Source organism: Polyangiaceae bacterium (assembly GCA_020633235.1).
Classification (GTDB): domain Bacteria; phylum Myxococcota_A; class Polyangia; order Polyangiales; family Polyangiaceae; genus JACKEA01.
This window is the reverse complement of the sequence record JACKEA010000005.1, coordinates 482341-494535: the sequence shown is the minus strand read 5'-3', so window position 1 is coordinate 494535 and position 12195 is coordinate 482341. Positions and strand designations below refer to the sequence as shown.

The 12195-nt window shown below is 69.5% G+C and carries 8 protein-coding genes; 4 read left to right on the top strand and 4 right to left on the bottom strand.

The annotated features are described in order from the left end of the window. Nucleotides 1-69: 69 nt before the first annotated feature. Nucleotides 70-1185, bottom strand: a complete 1116-nt coding sequence (locus H6717_27990; GenBank protein MCB9580903.1) for a M23 family metallopeptidase — start codon at nucleotides 1183-1185, stop codon at nucleotides 70-72. Between the two features lie 96 nt (nucleotides 1186-1281). On the opposite strand from H6717_27990, the gene H6717_27985 reads away from it, so the two are divergent. Then, complete coding sequence (locus H6717_27985) at nucleotides 1282-2826, top strand: hypothetical protein (GenBank protein MCB9580902.1); 1545 nt, start codon at nucleotides 1282-1284, stop codon at nucleotides 2824-2826. Between the two features lie 43 nt (nucleotides 2827-2869). On the opposite strand, the gene pruA is transcribed toward H6717_27985, so the two are convergent. The 3 genes from pruA to H6717_27970 all read right to left on the bottom strand — a co-directional run bounded on the left by pruA (nucleotide 2870) and on the right by H6717_27970 (nucleotide 6802). Beyond that, nucleotides 2870-4483 carry an L-glutamate gamma-semialdehyde dehydrogenase gene (gene pruA / locus H6717_27980; GenBank protein ID MCB9580901.1) on the bottom strand — a complete coding sequence of 538 codons (1614 nt, stop codon included), beginning with the start codon at nucleotides 4481-4483 and terminating at the stop codon, nucleotides 2870-2872. Nucleotides 4484-4522: 39 nt separating this feature from the next. Next, nucleotides 4523-5704, bottom strand: coding sequence for a hypothetical protein (locus H6717_27975; protein MCB9580900.1), 1182 nt, complete (start codon nucleotides 5702-5704; stop codon nucleotides 4523-4525). A 66-nt stretch (nucleotides 5705-5770) separates the two neighbouring features. Further along, entirely contained in the window at nucleotides 5771-6802 is a 1032-nt protein-coding gene (locus H6717_27970; GenBank protein ID MCB9580899.1) for a hypothetical protein, read from the bottom strand. Between the two features lie 180 nt (nucleotides 6803-6982). Here H6717_27970 and H6717_27965 point away from each other — a divergent pair, with 180 nt between their 5' ends. Genes H6717_27965 through H6717_27955 form a run of 3 tightly spaced genes read left to right on the top strand, consistent with a single transcriptional unit; the run spans nucleotide 6983 to nucleotide 12133 of the window. Next, the gene (locus H6717_27965; GenBank protein MCB9580898.1) at nucleotides 6983-10345 is read left to right on the top strand and encodes a protein kinase; all 3363 of its coding nucleotides are present in this window, start codon (nucleotides 6983-6985) and stop codon (nucleotides 10343-10345) included. Between the two features lie 25 nt (nucleotides 10346-10370). After that, complete coding sequence (locus tag H6717_27960; GenBank protein MCB9580897.1) at nucleotides 10371-10895, top strand: hypothetical protein; 525 nt, start codon at nucleotides 10371-10373, stop codon at nucleotides 10893-10895. Beyond that, entirely contained in the window at nucleotides 10892-12133 is a 1242-nt protein-coding gene (locus H6717_27955) for a hypothetical protein (GenBank protein ID MCB9580896.1), read from the top strand. Before H6717_27960 ends, H6717_27955 begins: the two co-directional genes overlap by 4 nt. The last annotated feature ends 62 nt before the right edge of the window (nucleotides 12134-12195 follow it).

Sequence of the window (12195 nt, the reverse complement as noted above, 5' to 3'; positions counted from 1 at the left end):
CCGCACCGACCGCGACCCGCAGCACAGTCTCGACACGAACCTCAACAAGGTCGCGCTAATACCTATGCATCACTGATTCTGCGAAGCGGGCATGGTGATCCGCCGGTTGGCGCAGCTCGATGCCGCGCCCCACTCGTCGAACTGGATCGGAAGGGTCGGATACGTGGGCGTGGACCAGAAGCTGCCCCAGGGCACGGTGCCCGCGGCGCAGCCGGTTCCGGCGCTGCCGCACTCACACGTTGCGGCGCCGGAGTGGACCTTCCCGACCTGGAAGTGCAGGTGCAATCCGGTGGACCAGCCGGTGGTTCCCGCCTTCGCCAACGCCTGCCCCTGCTGCACCGCCGCTCCGCAAGAAACGCCGGCAGCCAGCGTCATGCCGCCCAGGTGCAGATAGACCGACTGGGTGCCGTCGCCGTGGTCGATCACGATGAAGTTCGCCGAGTCGACGCAGGAGCTGTTGCCGCAGCCGGTGGTGGAGTTGATCTTCAAATGCGTGATCGTGCCGCCGCGGGCCGCCACCACCGTGAAGGCGGTACCGTTCGCCCAGTCCCAGGCGTAGCCGTCGTCCGCGACGTGATCGTTGCAGCAGGAATCGTTGCAGTCTTGCGTGAGCTGCATGGTGACGCCGGGCTTCCACGGCAGCCTGTAGCCGTTCGGTGAGGTCACGGCCTTGCAGTGATCCGCGATCCCCTGCTGCTCCACGACGCAACCATTGGCGCAGGGCGTGGAGCTGGTGGGCGCTTGGTTGGCGCCGGGGCACTGGTAGAGCACATTCGGATCCGCGCCCTGCATGGAATCGTTGCCGCAGTACGCGCCGGCTTGCGATTGCAGGCAGATGGGATTGGGAAAGCCGCCGCCGCTGCCGCCGGTGTTGCCCGTGTTGCCGCTACCCCCGGTGCCCCCGCTGTTCCCCGTACCGCCGGTGTTGCCCGTGTTGCCGCTGCCCCCCGTGTTGCCCGCGCCCCCCGCGCCGCTGCCCGCGGCGCCACCGGTAGCTGCCCCTGCGGCGCCGCTATTGCCGGCTTGGCCGCCGTTGCCACCCCAGTTGCCGCCGCTGATCCCGCCGCCCCCACCGGTCCCACCGCCGGCGCCGCCGCCACCTGCGACGCCGCCGGAGTCGGAGTCCGAGCCGCAGCCGGACAGCACGAGAAGACCGATCGCCACCACGCCCAGCCGAGCACCCATGCCGCGAAGTATACGCTACGCGCCCGCGGCGCCTGGGAAGGCGGCGAAATCCCGCGAGATGTCCAATGCGATCGGGTCCTCGGTTATGGTCCCGCCATGGATCCGAAGGGCTTGCTCGAGGACTACGCCAAGCGGCCTTCGCAGAAGAGCTGGGAATGGCTACGCGGAGTGATTGCCGAAGCGCCGGAAGCAGAGCAACCGGAGTTGATCGACGCCGCCGCCACGCTGCTCCGGGATTGGCCTGCAAGGCTCTTGGACGGCAGCGGGCGACGTGACGACCGCGTGCTGTCCATCCACCAACGCTGGGCGCGGGAGATCCCGGAGGACAGCTCGCTGTGGAAGCTGGTTCGTTCCTACACCCTTTCGAATCCCGCCAAGCTGCCGGCGCAGCCCCTGAGCGAGCTCTGCGTGAGCGGCTTCAGCGACAACAGCTCCGCGGTCGATTCCCTGCTGGCGTGGCCGCATCTCGGCAGCCTCGAGGTGCTGCGCATCGAGAAGTGGAGTGACGATGACGCAGAGCCGTTCCGGCGGCTGCTGAGCGGTCTCGGAAGCGATCGGCTGCGAGGGCTGCACCTCATCGACGTCAGCCCAGAAGCAACGGCAGCGGCGGGCGACGTGCTCCTGACAAAGGCCTGGCCAAGGATGAGCGCACTCTCCCTCGGGCCCGCGCGGATCCCGAGCCAGACTTTCCAGGCTCTGTTGCGCGCACTCGGCCCCGAGCTACGAGAGCTGAGCCTTTCGGGTCGGATCTCCCGCGAGCTCGTCGGCTTCGTGTTCCAGCTGTGCCCGAAGCTCGAGACGCTGCAAGCAGGCTTCGATGCCGGAGCCCTCACGGCGCTGACGGAAGGCCCAGGGCCCTCACCCGTCAAGGTGCTCCGCGCCCTTGGCGGAAAGCTCGGCGCGGAGGACTGCAGCGCCCTGGCCCAGCACCTACCGGCGCTCGAGAGCCTGGAACTGTACAACCAGCCCATCGGCGACGCGGGCTTCCTGGCCCTCGCGCGTTCCGAAACGCCAAGTCGGCTCCGCGTGCTCCGACTTCGGTACTGCGACCTCGAGAAGCAAGGGCTCGAGGCCTGGGCGCGACAGGACGCCGCGGCGCTCGCCGAGCTCGATCTGACGGACAACGACGAGCTCGACGCGGGAGCCATCGTGGAGCTGTGCGAGTCGCCCGGCGCCGAGCACCTGCGAGTCCTGGGGTTGGAAGCGAGAAAACTCCGAGCTGCGGACTTCGAGCGCATTGCCCGCTCCCCGGCACTGGCAGGGCTCAGGTCCCTCGCGTTGCGAAGCGCGAACCTCGACAAGAAGACGCTCGAAAGCCTGCTCGACAGCCCCGCGGCAGACGGCCTCGAGACGCTCGAGCTCAGCTACGCAAGCGACGGGCGGCGACGTTTGAAGGACGTACGGCCCTTCGTGAACGCGAAGTCGCTGCACCGATTGCGCCGCCTCGCGCTCGTGGGACAGAAGTTGAGCTACGCCCGAGGCGTCGTCGAGGACCTCGCCCAATCCCCATACCTGAAACAGCTCGAGGAGCTGGATCTGCGGGAAAACGCCTCGGAAGCGCCCATCGACGACGACGAGATCCAAGAGCTGCGCGAGGCGGGGCTCCCGCGGCTTCGGGAGGTCGAGTCCGGCGCTGATTGAGGGCGCGGCGCGACGGGTATCGCGCCGCACCAACAAAAGAAGATCAGCCCAGGAACGGGTAGCGCCAGTCGTGCGGGGGGCTGAGGTTCTCTTTCAGTGAGCGGGGCGAGGCCCAGCGCATGAGGTTCCAAGCGGCGCCGGCCTTGTCGTTGGTGCCGCTCATGCGACCGCCGCCGAAAGGCTGCTGCCCGACCACGGCGCCGGTGGGCTTGTCGTTGATGTAGAAGTTGCCGGCGGCGTGGCGCAGGCGCTCCGTGGCGAGGGCGATGGCGCCGCGGTCCCGGGCGAAGATGGCGCCCGTGAGGGCGTAGGGGCTGGTCGCGTCGCACAGCGCGAGGGTGTCCTCGAAGTGGGCGTCGTCGTACACGTACATGGCGAGGATGGGGCCGAAGATCTCTTCTTCCATCAATCGGTGCTTGGGGTCGTCGACGCGCACCAGAGTCGGTTCCACGAAGAACCCTTCGCGATCGTCGGCGCCACCGCCGCGGAGCACGGTGGCGTTGCCGCTCTCCTTGGCGAGCTTCTGATAGCCGGTGATCTTCGCGAACGCGTTCGAGCCGATCACGGCGCCCAGGAACACGCCCTTGTCCATCGGGTTGCCCATTCGGAGCTCGTCCATCATGCCGCCGAGGAGCGCCTCGAGCTTGGGGGCCAACGAGCGGGGGATGTAGGCGCGCGATGCCGCGGAGCACTTCTGGCCTTGATACTCGAAGGCGCCGCGCAAGAGGGCGACGGCCAGGGCTTGGAGATCCGCGCTCGGGTGCGCGATGAGGAAGTCCTTGCCGCCGCTCTCGCCGACGATGCGGGGGTAGGTCCGATAGTGGTCGAGGTTGTGCGCGACGCCAGCGAAGAGCTGCTTGAGCACCGCGGTGGAGCCAGTGAAGTGCAGGCCGGCGAAGTCCGGCGCCGCCAGCACTTGGCGGGTGATGCTGGCGGGGTCACCGCGCACCAGGTTCACCACGCCGGCGGGCAGACCCGCCTCGCGCAAGAGCTCCATCACGAAGTGGTTGGAGATCACCGAGAGCGACGAGGGCTTCCAGATCACCGTGTTGCCCATCAGCGCAGGAGCCGTGGGCAGATTGCCGGCAATGGACGTGAAGTTGAAGGGCGTGACCGCGTACACGAAGCCATCCAGCGGCCTGAGCTCGGAGCGATTCCACACGCCCCGCTCTGATCGGGGCTGCTCGGAGGCCATCTTCTCGGCGAAGTGGACGTTGAAGCGGAAGAAGTCGATCAGCTCGCAGGCAGCGTCGATCTCCGCTTGGTGCGGCGTCTTGCTCTGACCCAGCACCGTGGCCGCGTTGATGCGTTGGCGCCACGGCCCCGCCAAAAGCTCCGCAGCGCGGAGGAAGATCGCTGCGCGATCGGCGAACGGCATCGTCGACCAGGCGCCGCGGGCTTGCCGCGCCGCCTCGATGGCCCGCGCCACGTCGGCTTCAGTGGCCACGGCATGGCGCCCGAGGGACAGGGAGCGGGCGTGCGGAGAGATGACCGCCTGGGTTTCGCTGGTCATCACCGCGTCGCCGCCGATGAAGAGCGGCGCGTCCACGGGGGACTTCGCCTGGCGGGCCACTTCGGCCTCGAGCGCGGTGCGCTCCGGGCTACCCGGGACGTAGGACAGGACCGGCTCGTTTTGGGGAGTGGGGACGCGAAACATGACTCACCTCCTGGCGGAGGGCATCCTGTCGGTTCGGGGTCAGAGCCGCAAGATGTACTTGATGTCCGTGGTGACGACCGGCTCGCCGAGGCCGAGCTCGATCATGCGCGTCCTCACCTCGTCCCCGCGGTAGCCGTAGGCTGCTCCCCGCACGTCGTGCAGCGTGTCCGTGGAGCCGTCCCGCTTTTCGAGTACGAACCAGCGATCGGCGTCGCGTTCTTCCACGCCCCGAACGCGGGCGTACTGTGCGTAGCTGTAGCCGCCGCCGTGGGGCAACAGGTTCACGCTCCGCAGGCGCTCCGTGATGCCGAGGGCGTTGGCGCGATCACCGAAGCCCGTGGTGTCGAGGGCGCGATCGTCGAAGTTCGGTCGCGGCTTCACCAGGTACACGGGAAGCTCCGGCGACAGTGTGAGGGGGAACAGTTGCGTTCGGGCGAGGTCGTCGGCGTCGAAGGTGTAGCAGCCCAGGATGGCGTCGTTCTTCGCGAGCAGCCCCTGATGCGTGCGGTTCACGATCACGTCCAGGGGGCCGAGCAGCGCCCGAGCCAAGGCCTCCCGCCGCCGCAAGCTGAACTCCTGGCACCAGCTGTAGGCCGCGTACCATTCGTCGGCGCGCTGGCCTTGGAGGATGTGCAACGGCCCCCAGGGGGTGTCGCGGGTTTCCATCATCTCCCGCAAGAGCAGGCTCTGATCCCAGTAGATCCCAGGTCCTTTGGGGGAAGTCTCACGGAACTCGTGCCCGCTCGAGTGGATCACGGCGATGGTCTTCGGCGCCCCCGGAGCTGGGTCGCGCACCTCGCACACGTCGAGGAAGTGATTGCCTTCGGCCAGGTCGAAGTCCACTTCCACGCCGTCGAGCACCATCGCTTCCTGCATCAGCTTGCGGGCGCGGTCTTCGATCTCCTGCGGGGGCGGAGCTTCGTCCAAGCCCACGGCGATCATGCCGCAGTGGTTGCTCTTGATGTCGAGCACCACGAAGTCCCCGCTCCACTGGATGCGGCCACCGTAACCGAAGCCGTGATTCCAACGCACCGTGTTGCGCGTCACGGTGGCGTCCGGAGCGCCCACGAAGCTCGCGTCCGGCGGCAGCCCCAGCTCGGCCTGCACGTGCTGGATCTTCGCCAGACCGAAGGGCATGTTCGCGGCGCACAGCGCCTCCCCCACGTCCCCCACTCCAGATACGAAGCAGTGCTCGCGGGCTCGCTCCAGGGCGCTCGGCATGCCGCAACGTAACAAACGGACGAAGCCCGTGCCACTCGCGTGTCACGGGCTCGTCCGCGGCTTGCCTCACTCGCTGAGGGGCTCGGAGTAGGCGCAGGCGGCGACGACTCCCTCGCTGGGGGCGTAGTCCACGCTGTCGTCGTAGTACACCCGGGCGAAGCTCGAGTCCCAGCACTCCACTGCGGCCACGGTGCCGAGGGACTGGGGAACGTCGCCGCCCTGGAGCGTGATGTCGGCACGGCCGGCGCCGTGCTCGTTCCAACGGCTGCGGATCTGCACGTCCTCCTTGAGCGTCGCGTTGCTGTCGTCGACGTCGTCGTGAGCGTCCACGAACAGCATGCCGGTGCCGTCCTCGTTGGTGGTGGAGGACGCGGACCAATAGGAATCCGACTGGCTCGGTGTCACCGTGGCCGTCACCAGGCGGGGGCCGCTGAAGAGATCGGTGGTGATGGTCGAGGGCAAGTCGTGGTCGATGCGCACGGTGCCGCTGTCGTTGGGATCCTTGCCGAACGGGTCGAGCTCCCGCGAAGCGTCCAGATCGATGACGAAGAAGCCGTCTCCGTGCTTCTCGTTCCCCTTGCCCCAGCCCTTGCCGTACAGCACGGCCTTGTAGTCCGCATCGGAGGTGCTCCCCTTTGGGCGACCCTCGAGGGCGTAGTCGTACTCGTCCGGATTCACCTCCGTGACGCGGAAGCGGTAGGTCACGGGCTCCAGCGAGTCGGTGTACGGGCCCCAGATGGCTTCATTCTTCTCCACGCTCGTGGGCTTGGTGTTCACCACGATCCAGATGCCGCCGAGGACCTCTGCGGTCACCTTGTTCACGCCCTGACGAATGTGGCGAGTGAAGCCGTACCAGTAAGCCCAAGGACCATCGGCCCAGGGCTCGTCCGCGGACTTCACGCCGTTCAACCCTTCGAAGGACGCGCTCTGACTCTGGGGAGCCTGGGCCACCGTCTCGGGCCCATCGACCTTCACCGCCTCGGCTTGGGGGATGGCGTCCCGAAAGCGGTCCGCGTCGTCCTCCGGCTTCAGCACGCACCCCTGAGCCAGGGTCAGGGCGGCCAGCGTGGTCAACATCGTGATGCTCGTGCTCTTCATTTTCTTCTCGCTCCCCGTGGTTGGCTGCCCCCCGCCTTTCAAAGTTCGGGCCAAGCAGAAGTTCCGGGGAATTCCGAGGCACCGCCAAGCGTGGTCCACACCCCGCGGTCGGGGTGGAGTGAACCTCCGTTGCCGGTCCCCGAGGCTCCTGGGGTAATCTGTCGCTCTATGCGCGCGCGCGTGAGCCCCGCCGAGGCCCTCATCGCGCTGACGCGGCTCACGGACGCCAACGAGCGCCGCGCGAGCTGGCGGCAGGCGGTTGCGGCTTTGGGACAGAGCGTCCGGGTGACCGGACCGCCGCCCCTCGATGGGATCGCGCCGGAGCGGCTGGTGCTGGCGGTGCGGCACGCCCTCGAGCAAGGCCTGGCGGACGACCTCGATTGGATCGCGCCGAGCTCTGCCGTGGTGGCGCTCTACGAGCTGACCATCGCCCTGCCGGCCGGGGCGGAGCGACGAGATCTCGGCCGTCGCGTGTTCTCGCGGCTCTACGAAGGCACCGCGTCCACCTTCGCCGCGGTCGCGGCGCGCATGGCCCTGGGCTCCGGCAAGCCGCTGGAGGCCGCCACCATGCGCGCCCGAGTGGGCTTGGTGTTGGACTTGCCGGTGGGGACCAGCGTGGATGCCGACGCCCTCGCCTACTCGCTGGTGGCACGCCGCGAGCTGGCGGAACGCTGGGTGGTCCGGCCCAGCGTCGGCGCCCTGCCCGCGCGGCGCTTGGCGGCCAAGCTCTTGGAGCACGCGGCCCGCGAGGCCGTACAGCGCGCGCAGCTGGGCGACACGCTGCCGCGGGATTTGCTAGCGGGGGAGATCGTCCGTCCGGTGCGCAAGCAGCTGTTGGACGACCGCGAGCCGTTGGTGTGGCGGCACGCGGCAGTGGCCCGCGGGCTGCTCGCTTCCGTGGACCCCCGGCTGCAGGAGCAGATCGAGCTGTCGCTGGACGAGAACCTGTCCCCCACGGAGTGGCGTCGAGCCGCCGTGAGCCTGGTGGCCAGCATGGCGGGCAACCCGTCGGCAGCGACCAAGGCCTGCAACCGATTGCTGAACAGCGCAGTCACCAAGCGTGATCCGGGCATCTTCGCGACCATGGTGTGGGGTCTGCCGCGGGTAGTGGAAGTCGAGCCCGACGCCGCGGAGGAGCTCTTGGACCGCCTGAGCGCCACGCGTCGGCCAGACGTGGCTGAAGCCGTGGCCATGCTGCTGTCGGATCTGGTGCACGGGACCTTCGGACAGCGCGCCGCCACGCTGCTCAGGGCGATCCTCGCATCCAAGCTGGACACGGAGACCCCCGCCCTGCGCGGCATCACCCACCGCGCGCTGATGATCCTGGATCGCGACCGCGACCACGAAGATCGCCTGGAGGAGCGCGTTCGCCAGGCGTTGGTGGCCTACGAGACCACCGGCGCCCGCGCCGCCCATGAGCTGGCGACGGAGGCGATGGGCCGCGCCCACGCCACCATGGAGCGCATCGCGGCGCTGTCGGCCCACGACGAGGAAACGCTTCCGGAGCTGGTCGAGCACCTGAGCGACGTCGACATGGCCGTGCTGGAGCGATCGCGTCTGTCGGATCTGCTGCTGCTGGGTCGCCGTCCGGGTGACGCCGACGCCAGCGTGGCGGAGCTCGAGCAGTTGCAGGACCGCCTGGGCGACTGGCTGCTCGATGCCGAGCAGGCCAGCCTGAGCGCGCCCTGGACGCGGACCGGCTCCGTGGCGAACTCGCGGCGCCTCCGCGCGTTGCTGCACCTGGTGGACGTTGAGACCACCAAGAGCGAAGCGGAAGCGACCTCCAGCCGCGTGCGAGCTCGCCTGCGCCGCGCGATGCAGGTGCTGCTCGAGCGCCTTGCCGCGGGCCCAGATGCGTCGGTTCATCGCATCTTGTGCGCTACCTTGGCCCGCACCTTCGACGCCGCGGTGCGAGAGGGCGTCGCGGAGCCCGCAGACGTGCTGCTCTTGGTGGCCGCCCACCTGACGGACCGCCAGAGCGTGGCCACCATCAGCGAAGCGTCCACGCACCTGGAGGTTCAGGGCACGGTGGCCGCCTACGCCGCGTTCGTGGACGTCCAGGGTTTCGCCATGCCCGATTCCTTGGCCGAAGGCAGCTACGACACCGGCAGCCTGCGCCGCGAGGACGCGGCCGACGTCGCGCGGCGGGTGCTCCGGCTCAGCCGCGGCCTCGCGGCGGGCGGCACCCATCGCGCCGAGGCGCTGCGCATGGCCGTGTTGCGCCTGGGGCGAGGGTTGGAAGCAGTGGCGGCCGCGCGGGGAATGATGGACCTCGTCAGCGACTCCGCGTCCGAGCAGTCCGCGCTCTCGGACCTGGAGACGGCGGCGGATTCACTGCGCCAGCTGGCCTCCAGCGTGCTTCGACGCGTGCTCGACGCCGAGCCCGACGAGAGCATCGTGGTCTCCACCGACGTCGCGGCGCTCTCGAGCTTGGTCGAGCGTGCAGTGAGCGCCGGCGTGCCGCCCAACCCTCGACAAGTGAGCATGGCCATCGCCGAGCTCACGGCAGAGCTCCCCGAGCCCATCGCACGCGCGGCGAGCGCCGTCCTCACGCGTCTCGACGGCCTGCCCATCGAAGCCGCCAGTGACGTCCAGGCGATCCCTCTCGAGCGCCGTCGCGCCGCGCTGCCGGATTGGCTGCTCCCGCGCCGTACCATCGGCGCGTTCTACGTGGTGCGGGCCCTCGGCAGCGGTGGCGGCTCCTCCGTGTTCGTGGCGCGACGCCTGGAGGAGCGCCACGACCCGAACGCGGAGGCCTTCGCCCTCAAGGTGCCGCAGTACGATCCCACCACCGCCCGCAGCTTGAGTGAGCAGGAGTTCATGCAGCTGTTCCGCGAGGAGGCCACGGCGCTCTTGGCGCTGCCTCCGCACGAGAACCTCGCGCGCTTCGTGACGTTCGATCTGGCGGCGCGCCCCAAGCCGATCTTGGTGATGGAGCTGATCCGTGGCTCGGCGTTGGATCGCTTGATCCGCAGCCAATCCCTGACCACGGAGCGCGCCTTCCGCTACCTGGACGGCATTTTGGCGGGCCTTTCGGCGATGCACGAGGCCGGTGTGGGCCACTTGGACGTGAAGCCCTCGAACGTGATCCTGCGCGACGGGGACATGCCGGTGCTGGTGGACTTCGGCCTCAGCGGGAGGCAGCTCCGGCCGGGCTGCGGCACGGTGGAGTACTGCGCCCCCGAAGTGCTCGGCGTAGAGCCCGAGGATCACGTCCCCACGCCGTGGGCGGCGGACGTGTACTCCTTCGCGGCGATGGCGTTCGAGGTGCTCACCGCCGATCTGCTATTCGACGGCGCCGACGAGATGGCAATGGCCACGCTGCACGTGGCCCACGACGGCTGGCCGGAGAAGCTCGCGGCCCTGGCCCGAGCTCCGGGGCTCGGCGATCTGGGCGTGGTGCTCGCGGCCTGCCTGCGCCACGACCCGCGCAACCGTGCCGACGTCGCGCGACTTCGCCCCGCGCTGGCGAGCGTGGGCCAGAACCTCGCCGGCCGGCCTTGGCCCCTCGGTGCGGGGGAAGCGACGGACAAGTCCGCCTGACATGCGCCTCCGATGGATGCCAATCGTGGCAGCCCTCGCGGGCGGCTGCCGGAGCAGCGACGCCGAGCCGATCCGGTTGGCGGTGGGCACCGCTCCAAAGGACCGGGTCGAGCTCACCCCCAGCCACGCTTTGGTGGAGTACACCGAGCTGCCCAACACCAAGAACGAGCTTCGCATCCAGCTCGCGGACTACGAGATCGACTGCAGCGCGTTCGTGCCTCCCGACGAGGGCAAGACACTGCTCACCATCACCCTCGTCACGCCGCCGAACGACAAACCGGGCCCCGGCGAGTATCCCTGGACGGGCGCTCTGGCCATGGGGCGTGTGGCGAGCCGAGGTGCGATCCCCGCCGCGCGCCTGGGCGCTCGCGCGGCGGTGCTGCCGCCGGGAGGCAGCGTGCGCCTGCGACGCGTCGACCTGTCCGCACACGGAAGTGTCGAAGGCGTTCTGGATCTCGAGTTCGCGGGGGACGGCAAGCGGGAAGCCACTAGCGTGCGCGGCGCGTTCGCGGCGAAGATGTGCCGCTTCAATCCCAGCGAGACGCCGTGACAAAAGCCCACAAGCTCCTCGGCCTCGAGCCCGGCGACGGCGCACCGGCTCTGCACCTGGGGCTCCTCGTGGGGCTCGCGAGCCTCGCCGAAGTCGTCACCGAGGGCGCCGTGACGAGCGCCTTTCTCGCGCGGATCGGAGCCTCGGCGCTGCCGCTGGCGCTGGCCGTTCGCGCCGCGGTGGAGGTCACCACGGCGGTCGCCTACGACCGCCTCGCGGTGCGCTGGGTGCCGTCACGCGCATCGTTGGGCGTCGCGCTATTGAGCCTGGCAGTGCTCGGCGCCCTGGCTTCCAGCACCCAGGCGAGTGCTGGTGTGTATGCGGCCTTCGTGGTGGCCAGCGCCCTGGCGCGCTTGCGGGTGATCCACTTTGGCGTGCTCGCCCTGAGCGAGCTGACGGGAGGACGCGCTGCCCGCGCGTTGCCCGTGGTGTACGCCTGCTCCCGCTTGGGCTCGGTGCTCGCGGGGCCGGTGCTGGGCGGCATCGGCCCCGGGGCGGGGCTCGCCGGCCTGTTGCTCGTCGCCGCCGTCACTCAGCTCTTCGCGTCGCTGCTGCTCTCGCGCTGGTGGCGCCTCTCCGGCGCCGAGCCCGAGCGAGCCCCCGCCAGCCGAGCCTTCGATGTCGAGCCATCGCCCACGTCGACCGCCGCCGCGTCCCATCCCGAAGGCAACAGCATGCTGCTCGCCATCGTGGTCGGCTCGGTGTTCCTGGCCCTCGGGCGCCTGGCGCTCACCACCGAGAGTGGCGCCATCCTCGAAGCCCACTACAGCGAGGCGGAGCTCACTCGAGTGCTGGGCCTCTACTTCACCGCCATCAACGCGGCGATGTTGCTGCTGCAGGTGGGCGTGGTCGGGCGCATCCTGTCCCGGGGCGGCTTGCCCATCCTGAATTTCGGCTGGTCCCTGCTGTACCTCGCGGCCCAAGCCCTGTTGGCCCTGGGTCCTGGAACGGTCGCGGTGGCCCTGGGCGCCCGGGCCGTGGAGAGCGAGATGCGCAACACCCTGCGGACCCCCGTCGCCAATCTGCTCTACGAGGCCATGGCGCCCGAACGGCAGCCCCGAGCTCGCACCCTGGTGATCGGCGTGGCCATCCCCCTTTCCTCCCTGGCGGGGGGCGCCGCCCTCTCTGCCCTGGGCGGTCATGACACCGCTCTCGCCGCCCTGGGCATCGCCGCCGCCGTGGGACTTTCCGCCGCCACCTGGGCGCAGAACCGCGCGTGGCGGCGGGCCATGGGCTGACCAGGACGTTTGTCAGCGGCGCGCCCTCGGTTGTAGGGTCTCGCCGGACTTCGGAGGAGATG